Genomic DNA, 20,397 nt, shown 5'->3' on the forward strand with positions numbered 1-20,397 from the left:
TCGCTCATTGTCGAAGGGACTCGACGATGCACGACATACGGAGCACCACCCGCACCCTGCTGCGAACCGCCGCGCTCCCCGCCCTCGGCGCGCTGCTGCTGACCGCGCTCCCCGCGCCGGCCGCACACGCCGCGAGCACCCTGGCCAACACCGGATTCGAGGCCGACGGCACCGGTACCGCCACCCCGTCCGGCTGGAGCACCTACTCCGCCACCGGCAACAACAACGCCTCCTACTCCGAGGCCGGCGGCCACAGCGGTGGCTACCGGCTGTCCCACTGGTCCTCCTCGGCGTACAAGGTGCAGACCTACCAGTATCTTTCCGGCCTCGCCAACGGCACGTACACCCTCACCGCCTGGGTGCGCTCCAGCGGCGGACAGAACGCCGCGTACCTCGCCCTGCGCGACTGCGGCGGCGCCGAGCAGCGCACCGATCTGCCGCCGACCCCGAACGGCAGGTGGATCCGCCTGGTCACCTCGGTCACGGTCACCAGTGGCCAGTGCACCATCAGCCTCAACTCCGACGCCCACGCGGGGGAGTGGGCCAACCTGGACGACCTCACCTTCGCCCAAGGCGGCACGGGGCTCGCGATCACGGGTGGGGACGTGTCCACCCTCGCCAAGAACGAGGCATTCGGCGCCACTTACCGCTCCGCCAACGGCACGAGCGGCGACGCCCTGGCCATCCTGCGCGCCTCCGGCATGAACTACGCGCGGCTGAAGGTGTGGGTGAACCCGGCCGACGGCTACAACACCAAGGCCAGGGTGCTGGCCATGGCCAAGCGGGCCAAGGCCCAGGGCATGAAGCTGCTGATCGACTTCCACTACTCCGACACCTGGGCCGACCCCGGCAAGCAGACCAAGCCCGCCGCCTGGGCCGGGCACGACTACAGCCGGCTCAAGCAGGACGTGTACGACCACACCTACGACGTGCTCAGCGCGCTCAAGGCGCAGGGCACCACGGCCGACATGGTCCAGATCGGCAACGAGATCAACGGCGGCATGCTCTGGCCCGAGGGCTCCACCAGCAACTTCTCGCAACTCGCCGGGTTGCTCACCTCCGGTGCCAACGCGGCCAAGGCCGTCTCGTCCGACACCAAGGTCGCGCTGCACCTGGCCAAGGGCGGGGACAACGGGGGCACGAGGTGGTGGTTCGACCAGGCGGTGGCGCAGAGGGTGCCGTTCGACGTCATCGCCCTGTCGTACTACGGCTACTGGCACGGCCCGCTGTCCGATCTCCAGGCCAACCTGGACGATGTGGCGGCCCGCTACGGCAAGCCGGTGCTGGTCGCCGAGACCGCCTACGCCCACACCCTCGCCAACGACGACGGCTTGGCGAACAACATCGCCACCGCCGACCAGCTCGTCGACGGCTACCCCGCCACCCCCGCCGGGCAGGCCGCCAACCTGCGCGATGTGATGAACGTGGTGGAGGCGGTGCCGGGTGGCCGGGGGCTCGGCGTCGTCTACTGGGAGCCGGCCTGGACCGCGGTCAAGGGCAGCGGCTGGGACCCCACCGACCCGGGTTCCGGCAACGCCTGGGAGAACCAGGCGCTGTTCGACTACGGCGACAAGGCCCTGCCCGCGATGGACTGGTTCGGCCACCGCTGACCCCGATCCAAACCGTGTGGTGCCGCCGGATATGTTGACGGACGCTCATGTTTACCCGACGGTAGGTTCATGGCGACCACAGTGACGCACGGGATGAGAGTTCGTCTTCGAACGGGCCGCGCACGACTGCTCGGGGCGGCCGCCCTGCTGCTGATGGCGGCGGTCGCCGCCCCGGGCGGCACGGCGGCCGCCGCCGAGCCGCCCTGGTCCGACGGCCCGGCCGCGGACCGGATCTCCGTACAGAGCGGCCGGTTCACCGACGGCCACGGCCGCGAGGTCGTCCTGCGCGGATTCAATGTCTCCGGCGAGGTCAAGCTGGCGGAGAACGACGGCCTGCCGTTCGCGGACGCCGCCGACGCCCGGAAGTCCGCCCAGGCCATGCGCGGCCTCACCGGCGCCAACTCCGTCCGCTTCCTGCTGTCCTGGGCCCACGCCGAGCCCGAGCCCGGCAAGGTCGACGAGGAGTATCTGCGCAGGGCCACCGAGCAGATGCGGGCCTTCCTGGACGCCGGGATCCGGATCTACCCCGACTTCCACCAGGACCTCTACTCCCGCCACCTGTTCGACAAGGACAGCTGGTACTCGGGCGACGGCGCGCCCCAGTGGGTCGTCAAGGCCGGCGGCTACGCCAAGGAGTCCTGCGGCATCTGTGTCCACTGGGGCCAGAACATCACCCAGAACCCGGCCGTCCAGGACGCCACCCGCGACTTCTGGAAGAACCGCACCCTGGAGACCTCCGCCGGGCCCGTCCGGGTCCAGGACGCCTTCCGGGCCACCGCCGAGAAGACGATGGCCTACCTCGTCGGCCATCTGACCGCGCACGAGTTCGCCCGCGTCGTCGGCTTCGACCCGTACAACGAGCCGTACGCGGGCCGCTACGACAGCGGCCAGTCCAGCCGCGCCTGGGAGAAGGACGTCCTGTGGCCGTTCTATGAGAAGTTCCGGGCGCGCATGGACGCCGCGGGCTGGACCGACAAGCCCGCCTTCGTCGAGCCCAACCTGTTCTGGAACTCCAACATCGACTTCCAGCGCCACGAGGGCGGACTGCTCGACGCCGGCGCCATCGGCTCCCGCTATGTGTTCAACACACACTTCTACGACCAGAAGGCCATCTCCGGCGTCTTCATGCCCGGCAAGGCCCAGGACGGCCAGTACTCCACCGACTTCGCCAACGTGCGCGACCGCGCCTCCGCGCTCGGCACCACCGCCGTCGTCAGCGAGTACGGACACCCGCTGACCGGCTTCACCTCCGACAAGGCGCCGACCGTGGTCAAGGGCCTGTACCAGGCGCTGGACTCCCGGCTCGGCGGCGCCACCTGGTGGAGCAAGGCCGCCGCCTCCGGCCCGGTCCTGTCCGCCAACCAGTGGCAGTGGGACCTGTACAACGGGCGCCACCACGAGGCGATGAACGGCAACCCCGACAAGATCCTCACCGACGGCGACGCCTGGAACGACGAGGACCTGTCGGCCGTCCGCCTCGACGACACGGGGGCGGCCGTGCTCCGCCAGGACGCCCGGCTCCTGGACCGCGTCTACCCGACCGCGGTCGCGGGCCGCACCCTCGCCTTCACCTTCGAGGACCGCTCGCGCGACGGCTCCACCACCCTGAGCTGGGACCGCGTCCCCAGCAGCCTGCCCAATGTGGCACGGCTGGTCGGCTCCGGCCGCTACGGGATGCTGGTGTGGCGCCAGAACAGCGCCACCGAGGCCCCCACCGAACTGCATCTGCCCCGCGACTTCGACCCCGCCACCACCACCGTGGTCTCCGACCTGGGCACCGTCACCGGCCCGCCCGCCTACACCGCACACGGACACACCGCCGACCACCCCGTGGCCACCGCGGCGGAGAGCGGCGGCACCGACGCCCGGCGGCTGCTGCTCTCCGCGCCGCCCGGCGCCGGAACCCTCCACTACGCGCTGGTCGCCGACGGCACCGCCGCCCCCTCGGCCGAGCTGCGCGCCGCGGCGCAGCGCGAGCTCAGCGGGTGGGCGCAGGCCGCCGGGTTCCCGAACTGACCCACCGGCATCACCAGCGGTGGTGCACCTGGGCGCGGATCCGCCGGTCGTACAGCCCGCGGACCGCGTCCAGCGTGCCCTGCTCGAGCCCGGGCAGCGCCGCCGCGGCGCCGTTCGCCCGCGCCTGCTCGGGCGAGCGCGCCCCCGGGATGACCGAGGTCACCCCGGGCTGCTGGACGACCCACCGCAGCGCGGTCTGCGCGGGCGTCGCTCCTTCGGGCGCCAGCTCACCGAACTCCACCGCCGCCTCGACGCCTTCCGTGAAGTCCACGCCCGAGAAGGTCTCGCCCTGGTCGAACATCTCGCCATGGCGGTTGTACGTGCGGTGGTCGTTCTCTGCGAACACCGTGTCCTTGGTGTACCGGCCGGACAGCAGACCCGACGCCAGCGGCACTCGCGCGATGATCCCCACCCCGGCCGCGGCGGCCGCGGGCAGCACCCGCTCCAGCGGCTTGAGCCGGAACGGATTGAGAATGATCTGCACGCTGGCCGTCCCCGGGTGCTCGATCGCCGCCAGCGCCTCCTCGCAGGTCTCCACGCTCACCCCGTACGCCGCGACACGCCCCCGGTCCACCAGAGTGTCCAGCGCGTCGAAGACGGCGGCGGAGGAGTGTACCGACGACGGCGGGCAGTGCAGCTGCACCAGATCCAGCGTGTCCACCCCGAGGTTGGCGCGCGAACGGTCCGTCCAGGCAAGGAAGTTGTCCAGCGTGTAGTTCTCCGCGACCTGCGGCAGCCGCCGCCCCATCTTGGTCGCCACGAAGATCCGCGCGTCCGGGCGGCTTCGCAGATAGCGTCCGATGAGCTGCTCGCTGCGCCCGTCCCCGTACACATCGGCGGTGTCGAAGAAGGTCACGCCCGACTCGACGGCCGCGTCCAGCACCGCCAGCGCGTCGTCCTCGCGGACCTCGCCCCAGTCCGCGCCCAGCTGCCAGGTGCCCAGCCCGACGACGGACACCTTCCGGCCGATCCGGGCGAACTCACGCTGCTCCATGGTCCCTCTCTCTCCTGTGGTCCGGCTCACCGTATCCGCACCCCGCGCCAAACCCTCCCGCAACCTTGCTGCAACCTTGTCAAGTACCTACAAAAACAATATTTGACCTGCGGCGATTGCTGTCGGGGTACCTGGCAAGTAGGCTGGGAGCATGTCAGCTCTCAACGTGGAATTCAGCGATCGGGAACTTGAGGACCTCCGCCAGATCGCCAAGGAGCGTGGCACCACGATGAAGGCCCTCGTCCGGGAGGCGACCGTCGCCGACATCGCCCGCCATCGGGCGCTCCAGGAGGGCGCCGAGGTCTTCCGGCGCTTCTTCGCGGACAACGCGCAGGCGTTCGCCGACGCGTTCCCCGACGACGAACACCGCCCCCACGACCCGGGACAGGCCGCCTGACCATGGCCCCGCTACTGCATATCGACGTCCCCTGGCTGCTCCAGCGCCACGAGGAGGTCATGCCGGAACAGCCGTCCATCTCCGACTTCTCCGGCCTGGTCGCCGCCGTGGCCCGGCATCGCGTCGACCCGCCACGCCTGGGGGTCGACCCGGACCCCGCGTGGCGGGCCGCGGCGCTGCTGCACACCATCGCGCTGCTGCGCCCGCTCCCGGGGAGCAACGCGCGGTTCGCCAGCGCCACGGCCGTCGCCTATATGCACGCCTCCGGCGAGGGCATCGACCCGCCGTACGGCGCGCTGATCGACCTGGTCCGCGACATCCTGTCCGGCAAGGCCGATGTCTTCGACGCGGCGGGCCGCATCCGCTCCTGGCGGATCTGAGCCCCCCGCCGTCAGCCGAGGTCGAAGGCGTTGGGCAGCCCCAGCCGGTAGCGGGTCTCGTCGATGCGGCGCAGCGGCTCCAGCTCCGGCGGCTGGTACAGCGTCCGGATGGCGCACCGTGCGGCGCTCGAGCCCTCCGCGTCCAGCAGCGCGTTGACCGCCCGGCGCGCCGACTCGTTGGCGCCCTCCATCGTCGCCAGGTCCATGTCGGTGGCCACATAGTCCCCGGCCAGGAAGAGGTTGGCCACCGCGGTGGCCGCGGTGGGGCGGTTGTACCAGGTGCCCGCCGGGTGGATCAGCAACTGCTCGCGGTTGGTGGGGGAGGGGCCGCCGAGCCCTTCGACGGCCGGGTCCATGAACCAGGAGTGCACATCCGCGTCGCGCAGCACCGTCCGCCCGGTGTCGTGCAGGCTGTCCTTCAACTGGGCCCAGATCTCGCGGACGACCTCCTCGCGCGTGCACTGCTTGGCGGTCTTCCCGTAGAGGATCCCCGGCTTGTCCCACTCGGAGACGATGGTGGACAGGCAGTCAGCGACCTGCCCGTCCCCGTAGTCGGCGGGGAAGTCGCGCCCCTTCCAGAACTGCGCCTGCCCCACGGCGGTGATCGACCAGGGGGAGTCCACGCAGTCGACATGCCCGTTGAGGATCGGGGTGGGGGTGCGCAGATAGAACTGGACTCCGACCATCCAGTCCGTCCGCAGCTTGTCGCAGCGGGCGAGCTGGGGGTCGGCGGCCCGCAGCGTCGCGCCCCAGGTGGTGCGGGCGTGCTCGACGGGCAGCGCGCTGAGGTAGTGGTCGGCGGTGGCGGTGCGGGTCGCGCCCGTCTCCGGGTCCCTCAGCCGCGCCCCGGTGATCCGCCCGCCCTCGTACACCAGCTCCGTCAGCTCGGCGCCGAGCTCGAACCGCACGCCCAGGGAGCGCAGATACGCCTCCCACGGGTCGATCCACGCCTCGCTGGTCGGGGCGTTCAGCACCCGGTCCGGCTCCCCGTCGTGGCCGCGGGCCAGGACGTTGTAGACGAACGCCTGGAGGACGCGGGCGACGGTGCGGGTGCTGGCCTCCTCCGCCTTGGTGGCGACGATGTTGCGGGTGATGCCGACGGCCAGTAAGCGCTGGTAGTCCTGCGACATCCGGTCCGCCTTGACGAAGTCCCACCACGGCACCCGCTCCCACTGCCCCTCGCGGCGCGGATCGCAGCTGGTGAGGTGGACCAGGACGCGGTTGGCGAAGTACGCGATCTCGGTGGCGGGCAGGCCGAGCGCGGTGTCCAGGAATCCGATGAGGAGCTGGAGCAGCGCGTCGGGGGTGAGCGAGCCGGGGTCGGGCGGCGCGGTGAGGGTACGGAACGGCAGCCGCAGATCCGGGGTGCCGCCGTTTCGCGCGAACAGCTCCTCGGTGGCGGCGACCAGGTTGTCCCGGCAGCCGCCCGCGTTGCCGGGGAAGGGGATCCGGCGCAGGGTGTCGGGAAGGTTCCGGTAGAAACCCGGAAAGAAGCGGAATCCGTGTTCGCCCGGGAGGGCCCCGCGCCCGCCGCTGCCGGTGCCGGGCACATCCATGCTGCGGGCCTTGCCACCGAGGGTGCGGTTGCGCTCGTACACCGTGACCGCATACCCCCGCTCGGCCAGCTCGTGCGCGGCGCTCAGCCCTGAGACACCGCCGCCGAGCACGGCGACGCTGCGGGCCGCCGCGGGGGCGGCCGAGGCGGTGCCGGCCGTCGCGGTGCCCAGCGCGAGGGCGCCGCCGGTGGCGCCCGCCGTGGCCAGGAACTGACGCCGTGTCCTGCCGTCCTTTTCCATCGCGACTCGCGACTCCTCCCCTTGCCGACCCTTGCCGATTTGGTCATGCCCACGTCACGCTAGCGGGGTGGGTCGGACGGCGGAAGACGGCTCCCCCTGCCCCCCTCCCGCGGTCGGCGCCCCGCGGCGTAGGATCGCGCCCGGCAACGGACGGAGCACCCGGAGAAGGCGGCCGGGGCACCGGGAGAAAAGGGGCGGCATTGCGGTTCGGACTGCTGGGCACCGGCCACTGGGCGGCCGAGACACAGGGCGCGGCCCTCGCCGCGCACCCCGAGGCTGAGCTGGCGGGCGTCTGGGGCCGTGACCCGGCCAAGGCGCGGGCGCTGGCCGAGCGGTACGGCACCCGGGCCTACGACCGGGCCGATGAGCTGATCGCCGACGTCGACGCGGTCGCCGTGGCCCTGCCGCCGGACATCCAGAGCGACCTGGCGCTGCGCGCCGCCCGCGCCGGGTGCCATCTGCTGCTCGACAAGCCGCTCGCGTTCACCACCGAGGAAGCCGACCGCGTGGTGCGCGCCGTCGAGGAGCGCGAGCTGGCCTCCGTGGTGTTCTTCACCCGCCGCTTCGCGCCATCCGTCGAGGAGTTCCTGACCGGGGCCGCGGCCGCCGGAGGCTGGGACGGCGGCCGGGCGACGGCCTTCGCCGCCATCTTCCGGCCCGGCAACCCCTACGGGGACTCCCCGTGGCGGAAGGAGCGCGGCGGCCTGTGGGACGTCGGCCCGCACGCCCTGTCCGTCCTCCTGCCCGTCCTGGGCCCGGTCACCGAGGTCACCGCGGTCGGCGGACCGCGTGGCGCGGCGCATGTGCTGCTGCGGCACCGCTCCGGCGCGGTCGGCACGCTCGCGCTCACCCTCGACGCCCGGCCCGCCGCCGTCGCGCACAGCTGCGACTTCTACGGCGAGCTGGGCGTGGCGGAGGTGCCCGACACCGGGATCACCGCCGTCGAGGCGTTCACCGCGGCCACGGATCGGCTGCTGCGCAGCGCCCGCACCGGGACCGGCGACCCCTGTGACGTGCGGTTCGGCCGCGAGGTGGTGGCCGTCCTTGAGGCCGCCGATGCCTCGCGCCGCACCGGCCGCACCGTCGCGCCGCGCTGACCCGCCTCCGGGTCCGCCTTCCGGTCCGCCGCCCGCCCGCGGCCGTCGTGCGCCCGCGGCCGTCGTGCGCCCGCGGCCGTCGTGCGCCCGTACCCCACTCGCCGCATACTTCGGCGGCTGCTGGGGAACCGGGAGCCATGACCGAGCCGCGCCTTCCGAAGACCGTCCGGGCCTGCCTGTTCGACCTCGACGGGGTGCTGACCCGAACCGCCGTGATCCACGCGGCGGCGTGGAAGGAGATGTTCGACGACTTCCTCCGCCGCCGCGAGGGCCCTGACTTCCGCCCCTTCGACAAGGTCGCCGACTACGACGAGTACGTCGACGGGCGGCCCCGCGCCGACGGGGTGCGCACCTTCCTCGCCTCCCGGGGCATCGAGCTCCCCGAGGGGACGGACCAGGACCCGCCCGGCCTGGACACGGTGCACGGCCTGGGCACCCGCAAGAACGCCCTGGTCCTGGAGAAGATCCGGAAAGAGGGGGTCGAGGCGTATCCGGGGTCGGTGCGCTTCGTCGAGGCGGTCCGCGCCGCGGGCCTGCGCACCGCGGTCGTCTCCTCGAGCGCCAACTGCCGCGATGTCCTGATCTCTGCGAAAATAGAGCACCTCTTCGAGGTTCGCGTCGACGGCGTGGTCGCCGCCGAGCGCGGGCTGGCGGGCAAGCCGCACCCGGACACCTTCCTCGCGGCCGCCCGCGAACTGGACGTCGCCCCCGCGGCCGCCGCGGTCTTCGAGGATGCCCTGGCGGGCATGGAGGCCGGCCGCGCCGGACACTTCGGCCGGGTGGTGGGCGTCGACCGGGTCGGCCAGGCCGAGGCGCTGCGCGCCCACGGCGCGGACATCGTGGTGCGGGACCTCGCCGAGCTGCTGGAGGAGGACGCCTCGTGATCACCGATTCCTCGTACGCCGTCGACCCGTGGGTGCTGCGCGAGACCGAGCTCCACCTCGATGTGCTGCCGCAGAGCGAGTCCCTCTTCGCGCTCTCCAACGGCCATGTCGGCTGGCGCGGCAATCTGGACGAGGGCGAGCCGCACGGCCTGCCCGGCTCCTATCTCAACGGCGTGCACGAGCTGCGCCCGCTGCCGTACGCCGAGGCCGGATACGGCTACCCCGAGTCCGGCCAGACCATGATCAACGTCACCAACGGCAAGATCATCAGACTGCTGGTGGACGACGAGCCCTTCGACCTGCGCTACGGGCGGCTGCGCTCGCACGAGCGCGTGCTCGACATGCGCAGCGGGCTGCTGCACCGCACCTGCGAGTGGACCTCCCCCTCCGGCGTCACCGTGAAGCTGCGCTCCACCCGGCTGGTCTCCCTTCCCCAGCGGGCGATCGCCGCCGTCGCCTACCAGGTTGAGGCCGTGGACGCCGAGGTCCGGGTGGTCGTCCAGTCGGAGCTGGTCGCCAACGAGCAACTGCCGCAGCGGGCCGGCGACCCCCGGGTCGCCGCCGCCCTTGAGTCCCCCCTGCGGCCCGAGGAGGACGCCGCCTGGGACCTGCGGCTGCGCCTGATCCACTGCACCGAGGCCAGCCAACTGCGGGTCGCCTCCGCCGCCGACCACTTCATCAGCGGGCCGCCGCCCACCCGCACCTCGAGCGAGAGCAGCGAGGACGTCGCCCGCCTCACCATCACCTCGGTGCTCCAGCCGGGCGAGGTGCTGCGGCTGGAGAAGCTGGTCGCGTACGGCTGGTCCGGCGCCCGCTCGCTGCCCGCCGTCCGCGACCAGGTGGAGGCCGCGCTGGCCGGCGCCGCGAGCACCGGCTGGGACGGCCTGGTGGACCAGCAGCGGGACTGGCTCGAGCGCTTCTGGAACCGCGCGGACGTCGAGGTCGAGGGCGACGCCGAGATCCAGCAGGCCGTGCGCTTCGGCCTCTTCCATGTGCTCCAGGCCGGGGCCCGCGCGGAGGAGCGGGCGATCCCCGCCAAGGGCCTCACCGGGGCGGGCTACGACGGACACTCCTTCTGGGACACCGACACCTTCGTGCTGCCGCTGCTCACCTACACCTTCCCCGAATCCGTCGCCGAGGCGCTGCGCTGGCGGCAGTCCACACTGCCCGCCGCCCGGGAACGGGCCCGCCAGCTCGGCCACCACGGAGCCGCCTTCCCCTGGCGCACCATCGACGGCTCCGAGTGCTCCGCGTACTGGCCGGCCGGCACGGCGGCCTTCCACGTCAACGCCGATGTGGCCGACGCCGTGGTGCGCTATGTCTCGGCCACCGGCGACGACGAGTTCGAACGCGACAGCGCGGTGGAACTGCTGGTGGAGACGGCCCGGCTGTGGCGCTCGCTGGGCCACCACGACCACCACGGCCGCTTCCACATCGACGGGGTGACCGGCCCGGACGAGTACAGCGCGCTCGGCGACGACAACGTCTACACCAACCTCATGGCCCAGTCGAACCTGCGCGCCGCCGCGGACGTCGTCGAGCGCCACCCGGACCAGGGCACCGCGCTGGGGGTGGACGACGAGGAGGCCGCGGCCTGGCGGGACGCCGCCGAGGCCATGACGATCCCGTACAACAAAACCCTGGGCGTCCATGAGCAGTCGGCCGACTTCACCGGCCACCAGGTGTGGGACTTCGAGGGCACACACCCCGACCAGTACCCGCTGATGCTGCACTTCCCCTACTTCGACCTGTACCGCAAGCAGGTCGTCAAACAGGCCGACCTGGTGCTGGCGATGTATCTGCGCGGCGACTCCTTCACCGTGGAGGAGAAGGCGCGCAACTTCGCCTACTACGAGGGGCTGAACGTCCGCGACTCCTCCCTGTCCGCCTGCGCCCAGGCCGTCATGGCCGCCGAGGTGGGCCATCTGCGCCTGGCCTACGACTACTTGGGCGAGGCCGCTCTGATGGACCTCAGGGACCTGGAGCACAACACCCGCGACGGACTGCACATCGCCTCGCTGGCGGGCACCTGGATGGCGCTGGTGGCCGGGTTCGGCGGCATGCGCCACTGCGAGGGCACTCTCGACTTCTCCCCCAAGCTGCCGGCGGAGAAGCTGGCCCGGCTGGCCTTCACCGTCCAATGGCTGGGCAGAAGCCTGCGGGTGGAGATCACCGAGACCTCGGCCGTCTACACCATGGTGCGCGGCGCCCCGCTGGAGATCCGCCACTACGGCCGGCCGCTCACCGTCACCGAGAAGTCGCCGCAGAAGCGCAAGATCCCCGAGCCCACCACCCGCCCCGAGCCGCGCCAGCCCCCCGGCCGCCGCCCCGACCGCCGCGCCTGAGGCCGCGGGACGGGCGTCCCGCTCCGCCGGAGCCCTCGATCTTCCGCAGCCCTCGATCTTCCGGAGCCTTCGCTCTTCCGGGCGGGCGGCGGCGGGTGCCAGACTTCTCGGGTGCCCGACTTTGACATGCTCGTGATCGGATCCGGCCCGGGTGGCCAGAAAGCCGCCATCGCCGCGGCCAAACTGGGCCGCCGCGTGGCCGTGGTCGACCGGCCCGACATGGTCGGCGGTGTCTCCATACACACCGGGACCGTGCCCTCCAAGACCCTACGGGAGGCGGTGCTCTACCTCACCGGCCTGACCCAGCGCGATCTGTACGGCCAGAGCTACCGGCTCAAGGACGAGATCACCGTCGCCGACCTGACCGCCCGTACCCAGCACGTGGTCAGCCGCGAAGTGGACGTCATCCGCAGCCAGTTGTCCCGCAACCGGGTCGCGCTCTTCGCGGGGACCGGACGCTTCGTGGACGACCACACCGTCGCCGTCCGCGACGCCGACGGCCATGAGCAGCTGCTGACCGCGCAGCACATCGTGATCGCCACCGGCACCCGGCCGGCGCGCCCGGCGACCGTGGCGTTCGACGAACGGACGATCATGGACTCCGACAGCGTCCTGAACATGGAGCGGGTGCCGCGCTCCATGGTCATCGTGGGCGCCGGGGTGATCGGCATCGAGTACGCCTCCATGTTCGCCGCCCTGGGCAGCAAGGTCACGGTGGTCGAGCAGCGCGAGGGCATGCTGGACTTCTGCGATGTCGAGGTGGTCGAGGCGCTGAAGTACCGGCTGCGGGACCTGGCCGTCACCTTCCGCTTCGGCGAGACGGTCGCCGCGGTCGAGCGCCACGCCCGCGGCACCCTGACCGTGCTGGAGAGCGGGAAGAAGATCCCCGCCGACGCGGTCATGTACTCCGCCGGACGCCAGGGGCTGACCGACGAACTCGACCTCGGCCGGGCCGGTCTCACCGCCGACAAGCGGGGCCGGATCACGGTGGACGAGCACTACCGCACGGCCGTGCCGCACATCTACGCCGTCGGCGACGTCATCGGCTTCCCCGCGCTCGCCGCCACCTCGATGGAGCAGGGCCGCAGCGCCGCGTACCACGCCTGCGACGAGCCGGTGAACCCCATCCACGACCTCCAGCCCATCGGCATCTACACCATCCCCGAGATCAGCTTCATCGGCCGCACCGAGGACCAGCTCACCGACGCGTGCGTGCCCTTCGAGGTCGGCGTCTCGCGCTACCGCGAGCTGGCCCGCGGCCAGATCGTCGGCGACTCGCACGGCATGCTCAAGCTGCTGGTGTCCCCGGAGGACCGGCGGCTGCTGGGGGTGCACTGCTTCGGCACCGGCGCCACCGAGCTCATCCACATCGGCCAGGCGGTGATGGGCTGCGGCGGCACCGTCGACTACCTGGTCGACGCGGTGTTCAACTACCCGACCTTCGCCGAGTCCTACAAGGTCGCGGCCCTGGACGCGACCAACAAGATGCGGGAGATCGACCACCTCGGGGACTGAAGCCCCCCGTTGTCACAGCCGGGGCGCACACTGGAGGCATGTGCCGCAGCATCAAGACACTCCGCCCGCCCATGACGCCCGAGATCCACGACGAGGACATCAGGGCGGCCGCCCTCCAGTACGTCCGCAAGGTGTCCGGGTTCCGCGCGCCCGCCGCCCACAACCGCGAGGTGTTCGACCAGGCCGTCGAGGCGGTGGCCGAGGCCACCCGCAGGCTTCTCGACGGCATCGAGGTGCGCGGCGGCGGTGGCCGGGTGAGCTGAGCGCCCCCGCTCGCCGTAGCGGGCGGGGGCGCGTACCGTGCTCCCGGCTCAGGAAGCGGGCCGGTCGCAGCTGGTGCGGCCGGGCTGCGGGCGGCAGGCGATGGCCGCGAAGCCGCCGTCCGCGACGACCGGTACGGACAGGGTGTCCCCGCCGCGCACCACCCGGGACTCACGGACCAGGCCGCCCGGCGCGTCCGGGCCGTCGAGGACCAGGTCGACCCGCCAGGTGCCAGGCCCCAGCCGCAGCGGCACCTCGGCGGTGCGGGCGGCACCGGCGAAGGTGCCGCCGATGAACCACCGCCCGCCGCTCTCCCGGGCCAGCACCGCGCTGTCGCCCGGCCGCCCGGTGAGCAGCCGGGTGCGGTCCCAGGCCGCGGGGAGCTGTTCGAGGAAGCCCCGGGCGAGCGGGCGCGCGTCGTACGACTCGGGGGTGCCCGCGAGGTTCTGGATGCCCGACTCGTACAGCACGGACAGCCCCAGCTCCCCGGCGTCCGAGGCCGCGTTCGGGCGCTGCGGGCGGTGGAAGGCCCCGGGGGTGAAGTCCATGGAGCCGATGACATTGCGGGTGAAGGGGAGGATGGCCAGGTGCTGCGCGGTGTTGACGCGCTTCTCCTCGCCGTTGACCCCCTCCATCGTCATCACCTGCGGCCAGGTGCGCTGGATGCCCTTGGGAATCGTGGAGCCGTGGAAGTTGACGAGCAGGTGGTGGGCGGCGGTGGCCGGGAGGATCTCGTCGTACCAGCGCAGCGTGGTCTGGGACTCGGAGTCCATGAAGTCGATCTTCACGCCCTTCACGCCCCACCGCTCCAGGGTGGGCAGCCACTGCGCGCGCTCCTCGGCCGTGTCCAGGTCGCGCTGGTGCATCCAGACCTGGATGCCGACGCCGCGCTCCCGCGCGTACCCGACGAGCTCCGGCATCCAGCTGTTCGTCTGCCAGTCGGGGTCGGTCACATCCCACTGGTCCGGGTCGAAGTACCAGCCCGCGTCGACCACGACATACGGCCAGCCGCGCTGGGCCGCGTAGTCCACATAACCCTTCTGCATGGACAGGCTCTGCCCGGCCGGGCGCCCCCCGGCCAGCCAGGTCCACAGGGCGGGCCCCGGCCGGATCCACGAGGTGTCGGCGACCCGCGAGGCGGGCGCGAGGTCGTCGGTGAAGGTGGACTCCGTGACGGTCGCGAGGTCGCCCACGACCACGGCCCGCCACGGTGTGCTCAGCCCGCCGTCGGACTCCACGCGCTCGTCCCACAGCCCGATGCGATAGGTGGGTCGGCCGGCCTCGTGCACCAGGCGGGCGGCGGAGTAGCGGCCGGTCAGGTCGGACTCGGCGATCAGGGCGTAGCCGCCCCGCGTCTCGAACAGCGCCTGTGCCATGTACTCGCCGGTCGGCGCGGTGGCCGCCGGGTACTCGTTGAACAGGTTCTCGTTGTCCCGCCGGTAGGCGCCCAGCCACGCGGTCGCGTCCGCCGGCAGGGTGAAGGCCGAGGTCTCGCCGAGGACGTCCCCGCTGCCCTCCGGCAGGACATAGCGGTAGGCGACGCCGTCGTCCGAGACCCGGACCACGAGGTCGAGCCGGGTGCCCTCGCCGGCGCGGAACCGGAACCTCGTCTCGGTCATGCGTACGTTGCGCGAGCGGTCCTTGCCGGCGGTGGTCCGGTAGCGCTCCGCGACCACATGTCGCTCGCGCCCCAGGAAACGCAGGCCCCGCGACAGATCCGCCCTCTCGGTGCGGATGCCGACGGGCGAAGGCTCGAGCACGGTACGGCCGCCCCGCGACACCTGGAGCGTCAGTGCGCCCGTGGCCGCGTCGAGTTGCAGCCGGGCCTGCGGGCCGGAGCGCGCCGAGGGGCCGCTCACGGTCCACGCGGAGTCCTGGGCATGTGCGGGTGCCGAGACGAACAGCGTCATCGAGAGCACGCCGCTGAGCAGAAGAGCCAGGGTGGTGCGTCTGACAGATCTCGCCATGATTGCCTCCCGAGCCCGATACGTTACCTAGTCATCCGATAACTGGGGAGGGGTTGGGTGCTGTTGAGGGGAAAGAAGGGGAGAGGCGGTGCAATAGATCGGATCTATAGTGGCTAATGGCTATGCGCATACGCCGTCGCAGGCGTCCCTGCAATCGTTCCCACTCGTTTCATCCCATGGCCGCGGCAGACGCCCCGTCACTTCCCCCATGACCATTGACGGGTCTGCAAACGAATGCAACTCTTCCCTGGATCTTCAATCAGCCAGCAGCGGGAGAGGAATCGCATGGTCGCCACCACCCCAGCCAGGCGCGTCGCCATCGTCGGCACCGGCCACCGAGCACAGACCTTCACCGAAGCCTTCTCCCGCCGCCCGCAACTGCATGTCGCCGCCCTGTGCGACCCCAACCCGGTGCGGATCGCCCACCACAACGACCTGCTCGCCGCCGCGGGCCGCCCGGCGGCCACCGCGTACGGCGCTGAGGACTTCGAACGGCTGCTGCGCACCGAGGACATCGACGAGGTGCTGGTCACCACCGTGGACGCGCTCCACGACCACTACATCGTCCCCGCCCTGGAGCACGGCGCGCGCGTCGTCACCGAGAAGCCCATGACCGTCGACGCCGAGCGCTGCGCCCGCATCCTGGAGGCGGTGCGCCGCACCGGCAACAGCCTCTCCGTGGCCTTCAACTACCGCTTCAACCCCGTCCATGAGCGGGTGCGCAGGCTGCTGGCCGAAGGCGCCATCGGCGATGTGCTGTCCGTGCACTTCGAGTGGCTGCTCGACGTGCGCCATGGCGCCGACTACTTCCGCCGCTGGCACCGCGAGAAGGCCAACAGCGGCGGCCTGATGGTGCACAAGTCCAGCCACCACTTCGACCTCGTCAACTGGTGGCTCGGCGCCCGCCCCGAGCAGGTCTTCGGCTACGGGCGGCTCGCCTTCTACGGCCGGGAGGCGGGGGAGCGCACCGGCTACCGGCGCGACTACGACCGGGCCCATGGGGCGCAGGCCGCGGCCGACGACCCCTTCGCCGTCCACCTGGAGGACAACGAGGCGCTGAACTCCCTGTATCTGCGGGCGGAGGCCGAGGACGGCTATCTGCGCGACCGCAACGTCTTCGGTGACGACATCACCATCGAGGACGACATGGCGCTCCTCGTGCGCTACTCCACCGGCGCCACCATGACGTACCACCTCACCGCCTACTCGCCGTGGGAGGGCTACCGGGTGATGTTCAACGGCACCCGCGGCCGCCTCGAGCTTCAGGTCGAGGAGAGCCTGTGGCAGCCGCCCCGGGCCCGTCTCGCCTCCGCCAAGGGCGCGGTCCACGGCGACACCGCCCTCGCCAACGCGGGCGGCCACCGCATCACCGTCCACCCCCTGTGGGAGCCCCCGCACGAGGTGGCCGTCACGGACTTCGACCACGCCGGACACGGCGGCGGCGACGCCCGCATGCTGGACGCCCTCTACGGGTCCGCCGACCCCGAGGCCGCGCCCGACACCGGTGACGCGGCCGGGCTGCGGGCGAACGAGGTGGACGGGGCGCTCGCCCTGGCCGCGGGCCTGGCGGCCAACCGGTCCTTCGCCACCGGGCTCCCCATGGACATCGCGGACGTGGTGCGGGTGTGACCCGATAGCCGACAGTGGGAGGCGGGCCGGACACGGCCCGCCTCCCACGTCCGCCCTCAGGCGCTCGGCCCTCAGGCGGTGTGCAGCCGCAGTCCGTACACCGACAGGATCTCGTTCACCGGCTGGAACCAGGTCTCGCCGCCGCTGGAGCAGTTGCCCCAGCCGCCGGAGGTCACGCCCTGGGCCTGGTCGCCGCTGATGAACGAACCGCCCGAGTCACCGCCCTCGGCGCACACATTGGTCTTGGTCATCTGGTACACCGCGCCCTGGCTGTAGTTCACCGTCTCGTTCTTGGCCAGCACCGTGCCGCAGTGCCAGTGGGTGGTGGACCCGGAGCGGCAGATCGAGGCGCCGACCGGGGCCTCCGCGGAGCCGCGGACCAGCGCGTCGGGCACCGTGCCCCAGCCGAGCACCACCGGGACGGTCCACCAGCCGCTGCCGACGCTGACCCACGCGTAGTCGTTGCCGGGGAAGGACGAGCCCTGGAAGTTGCCGATGTACGAGCCGTCCCAGCCGTTGACGGAGGCGCCGGCCCCGCTACAGTGCCCGGCCGTGACAAAGCCGCCCTGTACCGAGAAGCCGATGGAGCAGCGGACGTTGCCGGTGTAGTACGGGTCGCCGCCGACCGTGCCCGCGGCCAGGGTGGCCGGCGCCTGCGCGGCGGCTTTCTCGACCGCGACCGGGACCGAACCCGCCCGCGCGGCCTGGTTCTTCGCCTCGTCGACGAACGCGCGTACGGCGGCGTCGCCCTCGGACCCCCGGCGTACGGAGATCACCACGCTGCCCGCCTTCGGGTCGACGCGCCAGCTGCTCACCCCGGCCGGGGCGGCCTTCTTCCCGGCCTTGTCGTCGAGTCTCGCCTTCACCGCGTCGAGCTCCTTCGCGGTGTGCCGGACGGTCCGGGCGGTGGCGCCGGTCGCCCGCACGGCCTCGGCCTGCTTCTCGCCGGTGACGCCGACAACCAGCTTTCCGGTGTCCGCGTCGAACCAGGAACCGCCGAACGCCTTGCCCGCGGCGCGCTCGGCCTTCGGCGCCAGCTTCATGGCCGTCGCTTCCTGGCTCAGGCGTGCCCGCGCCTGGCCCTCCGTCAGCCCCAGATCGCGGCCGAGGGCGCTGACGAGCTTCGTGGAGGGCGCGGACGAGTCGGAGCTCGGAGCCGCCGTGGCGGTGGAGAGCGCGGCTCCGGCCCCCGAGAGGGAGCCGAGGACGAGTAGGGCGGACAGGCCGACACGGACGGCGGTCGTGCGTCGCATGGCAGTTCTCCTTCTGTCGCACTGCGGGACGAGGGCAGAACAGGGGGAGACCTGAGAGCGCTCTCATGGCCGATCGCGGAGGAGCCTAGAGTGCGCGGACTTGATATGTCCATACCAATGGCGGGCGGTGGGGTCGCTCCGGGGAAACCTCTAGGGGTTCTCCCAGGCGCCATGCGGTCCGGCCCGTCCCTGCCGGTGCCTCCGTCGGCTCAGCGGCCACCGGGGACGACCAGGCCGGACTCATAGGCCAGGATCACGGCCTGGGTGCGGTTCTGGGCGCCCAGCTTGGTCAGCAGATTGCTCACATGCGTCTTGACGGTCTCCAGACTGACCGTCAGGTGGCCCGCGATATCAGGGTTGGACAGGCCGGTCGCCATGAGCCGCAGGATCTCGGTCTCACGGACGGTCAGCGGCGCCTGGCCGGCGGCCGGGCCGGCCAGGGGCAGCGGACGGGCCGCCACCAGCCTGCGCACGGCGTCGGGGAAGAGCACCGAGTCCCCCGTGGCCACCAGCCGTATCGCGTGGGCGATCGCCTGCGCCGGGGTGCGCTTGAGGAGGAAGCCGTCGGCGCCCGCCCGCAGCGCGTCATAGACGTGGTCATCGCTCTCGAAGGTCGTGATCACCACGACCTTCGGCGGCTCGTCCAGGGCCGACCGCAGTTGCCTGGTCGCCTCGATGCCGTCCATCCCGGGCATCCGCACATCCATCAGCACCACATCCGGGCGGGTGGCCCGGACCAGGGGCAGCACCTCCCCGCCGTCCGCCGCCTCGCCCACCACCTCCAGGTCGGGCTTGGCCGACAACAGCGCCCGCAGCCCGGTGCGGGTCAGCTCCTCGTCGTCGGCGATGAGCACGGTCACAGGCGCGTGGTTCATGGGCGCGTCGTTCATGGCGCCGACCGTAGTGGTATCCGGGCCAGCAGCCGCCACCGGCCGTCCGGCGCGGGCCCGGTGGTGACCTCGCCGCGCAGCAGCCGCACCCGTTCGGCGATCCCGGCCAGGCCCTGCCCCCGCCGCCCGGGCCGGGTGAGCCCGAGCGCACGGGCGCCCGCCATCGGGTTGCTGAGCTCCGCCACCAGCCAGTCGTCCGTCACCGCCACGCGCAGCGTCACCGGCGCCCGGTGGGCATGGCGCAGGGCGTTGGTCAGCCCTTCCTGGACGATGCGGTAGGTCTCCCGGGACACGGCCGCCGGGACCCGCGCCCAGTCGCCGTCGATGTCGGCGCGCACCTCGGTGCCGGTCAGCCGCACCCGCTCCAGCAGGGCGTGCAGATCGCCCAGGGTGTGCTGCGGGGCCGTCGGCGCCTTGCCCTCCCGCAACACGCCGAGCACATGGTCCAGGTCGTCCATCGCGCTCCTGGAGGACTCCTCGATGCTGCTGAGCGCGCGCCGGGCCGCCTCCGGCTCCCGCTCCATCAACTCCGCCGCCACGGCGGCCTGGATGGTGGCGGCCGTGAGGGTGTGCCCGATGGAGTCGTGCAACTCCTGGGCCAGCCGGTTGCGCCCGGCCAGCAGGCGCGTCCGCTCCTCGAGCGCGGCCAGCCGCTCGGCCGGCCGGGGGCCGAGCAGGGCCGGGGCCGCCGACCGCAGGACGGCCACCGCGCCCGCGCAGACCCACGCCGCCACCGCGAGGCAGCCGACCGCGGCGAACGGGGCCCACCCGCCCCGCCAGCCGCCCGCCACCCGCACCGACAGACCGAGCAGGGCGATCCGCTCGCCACCGCCGAGCCAGACCGCGGGCAGCACCGCCGCCGCCATCACCAGCGGGCCCGTCACGGCCACCACTGCCCAGCCCACCGCCATGTGCAGCGCCAGCCACGCCGGGGTGCGCAGCACGTCGGGCCGGCCGGCGCCGGGGGACGCGACGGGCGCGGGCAGGCCGGTGCGCAGCAGCCGGTTGGCCAGGCGGACACACCTCGCGCGCACCGCGCGCGGGCGGCCGGCGGCCGCGAGCAGCGCCGCGAACACGGCACCGAAACACAGCCAGCGAAGCCCCGCCGGCCACGACCGCGCCGCCCCCGCCGCCACGGCGAGCGCCACCGCGATCGGCGGCAGGCTCCAGGCCGCGCCGGTCAGCGCGTACGCCCAGCCCCGCACGGTGTCCGCACAGCCGATCGCCTGCCACCAGGGCCATTTCCAGTCGGGGGCTCTCCACACGGGCACAAGTATCGTGGCCACCCCACCGGATCCGCCTCCCCCCTGAGAGCCAGAGACGCCTTCCCTCGACCGGGGGAAGCGGAATTCCCTCCCCGCCG

At 72.4% G+C, this 20,397-nt stretch carries 16 protein-coding genes; 10 read left to right on the forward strand and 6 right to left on the reverse strand.

Going from position 1 to position 20,397, the window contains the following annotated elements:
- Positions 1–26 precede the first annotated feature (26 nt).
- Entirely contained in the window at positions 27–1,610 is a 1,584-nt protein-coding gene (locus ABTY62_RS24315) for a glycosyl hydrolase 53 family protein (RefSeq protein ID WP_352131545.1), read from the forward strand.
- 69 nt (positions 1,611–1,679) lie between these two features.
- Positions 1,680–3,626, forward strand: coding sequence for a cellulase family glycosylhydrolase (locus tag ABTY62_RS24320; protein ID WP_502997507.1), 1,947 nt, complete (start codon positions 1,680–1,682; stop codon positions 3,624–3,626).
- Positions 3,627–3,636: 10 nt separating this feature from the next.
- Here ABTY62_RS24320 and ABTY62_RS24325 read toward each other — a convergent pair whose 3' ends face one another.
- Positions 3,637–4,620 carry an aldo/keto reductase gene (locus tag ABTY62_RS24325; RefSeq protein WP_352131546.1) on the reverse strand — a complete coding sequence of 328 codons (984 nt, stop codon included), beginning with the start codon at positions 4,618–4,620 and terminating at the stop codon, positions 3,637–3,639.
- Positions 4,621–4,771: 151 nt separating this feature from the next.
- On the opposite strand from ABTY62_RS24325, the gene ABTY62_RS24330 reads away from it, so the two are divergent.
- A complete protein-coding gene (locus tag ABTY62_RS24330; protein WP_014174261.1) occupies positions 4,772–5,017 on the forward strand; it encodes a hypothetical protein in 246 nt (81 codons plus the stop codon).
- Positions 5,018–5,019: 2 nt separating this feature from the next.
- Positions 5,020–5,397, forward strand: a complete 378-nt coding sequence (locus ABTY62_RS24335) for a toxin Doc (RefSeq protein ID WP_352131547.1) — start codon at positions 5,020–5,022, stop codon at positions 5,395–5,397.
- A gap of 11 nt (positions 5,398–5,408) precedes the next feature.
- On the opposite strand, the gene ABTY62_RS24340 is transcribed toward ABTY62_RS24335, so the two are convergent.
- Complete coding sequence (locus tag ABTY62_RS24340) at positions 5,409–7,193, reverse strand: hydroxysqualene dehydroxylase (protein ID WP_352131548.1); 1,785 nt, start codon at positions 7,191–7,193, stop codon at positions 5,409–5,411.
- Between the two features lie 200 nt (positions 7,194–7,393).
- Here ABTY62_RS24340 and ABTY62_RS24345 point away from each other — a divergent pair, with 200 nt between their 5' ends.
- From ABTY62_RS24345 to ABTY62_RS24365, 5 genes are all read left to right on the forward strand, one after another.
- Entirely contained in the window at positions 7,394–8,290 is an 897-nt protein-coding gene (locus ABTY62_RS24345; RefSeq protein ID WP_352131549.1) for a Gfo/Idh/MocA family protein, read from the forward strand.
- Between the two features lie 137 nt (positions 8,291–8,427).
- Positions 8,428–9,174, forward strand: a complete 747-nt coding sequence (locus tag ABTY62_RS24350; protein WP_352131550.1) for an HAD family hydrolase — start codon at positions 8,428–8,430, stop codon at positions 9,172–9,174.
- On the forward strand, positions 9,171–11,519 hold the full coding sequence (locus ABTY62_RS24355) for a glycoside hydrolase family 65 protein (protein WP_352131551.1): 2,349 nt from the start codon (positions 9,171–9,173) through the stop codon (positions 11,517–11,519). Before ABTY62_RS24350 ends, ABTY62_RS24355 begins: the two co-directional genes overlap by 4 nt.
- Before the next feature lie 111 nt (positions 11,520–11,630).
- Positions 11,631–13,034 (forward strand): Si-specific NAD(P)(+) transhydrogenase, encoded by a 1,404-nt coding sequence (gene sthA, locus ABTY62_RS24360; RefSeq protein WP_352131552.1) that lies wholly within the window; start codon positions 11,631–11,633, stop codon positions 13,032–13,034.
- 38 nt (positions 13,035–13,072) lie between these two features.
- Positions 13,073–13,297 (forward strand): DUF2277 domain-containing protein, encoded by a 225-nt coding sequence (locus ABTY62_RS24365; protein WP_352131553.1) that lies wholly within the window; start codon positions 13,073–13,075, stop codon positions 13,295–13,297.
- A gap of 48 nt (positions 13,298–13,345) precedes the next feature.
- Here ABTY62_RS24365 and ABTY62_RS24370 read toward each other — a convergent pair whose 3' ends face one another.
- Positions 13,346–15,262: a glycoside hydrolase family 97 protein gene (locus tag ABTY62_RS24370; protein ID WP_352131554.1), complete on the reverse strand. Its 1,917-nt coding sequence runs from the start codon at positions 15,260–15,262 to the stop codon at positions 13,346–13,348.
- A gap of 285 nt (positions 15,263–15,547) precedes the next feature.
- Between ABTY62_RS24370 and ABTY62_RS24375 the strand changes: the two genes are divergently transcribed.
- On the forward strand, positions 15,548–16,891 hold the full coding sequence (locus tag ABTY62_RS24375; RefSeq protein WP_352131555.1) for a Gfo/Idh/MocA family protein: 1,344 nt from the start codon (positions 15,548–15,550) through the stop codon (positions 16,889–16,891).
- Positions 16,892–16,962: 71 nt separating this feature from the next.
- Here the strand turns inward: ABTY62_RS24375 and ABTY62_RS24380 are convergent, their stop codons facing one another.
- From ABTY62_RS24380 to ABTY62_RS24390, 3 genes are all read right to left on the reverse strand, one after another.
- Complete coding sequence (locus ABTY62_RS24380) at positions 16,963–18,144, reverse strand: S1 family peptidase (protein WP_352131556.1); 1,182 nt, start codon at positions 18,142–18,144, stop codon at positions 16,963–16,965.
- 209 nt (positions 18,145–18,353) lie between these two features.
- Positions 18,354–19,034 carry a response regulator gene (locus ABTY62_RS24385; RefSeq protein ID WP_352131557.1) on the reverse strand — a complete coding sequence of 227 codons (681 nt, stop codon included), beginning with the start codon at positions 19,032–19,034 and terminating at the stop codon, positions 18,354–18,356.
- Entirely contained in the window at positions 19,031–20,299 is a 1,269-nt protein-coding gene (locus ABTY62_RS24390; protein WP_352131558.1) for a sensor histidine kinase, read from the reverse strand. Before ABTY62_RS24390 ends, ABTY62_RS24385 begins: the two co-directional genes overlap by 4 nt.
- Between the last annotated feature and the right edge of the window lie 98 nt (positions 20,300–20,397).

Origin of the sequence: Streptomyces sp. NPDC097640, from assembly GCF_040302705.1 — a bacterium.
Classification (GTDB): Bacteria; Actinomycetota; Actinomycetes; order Streptomycetales; family Streptomycetaceae; genus Streptomyces.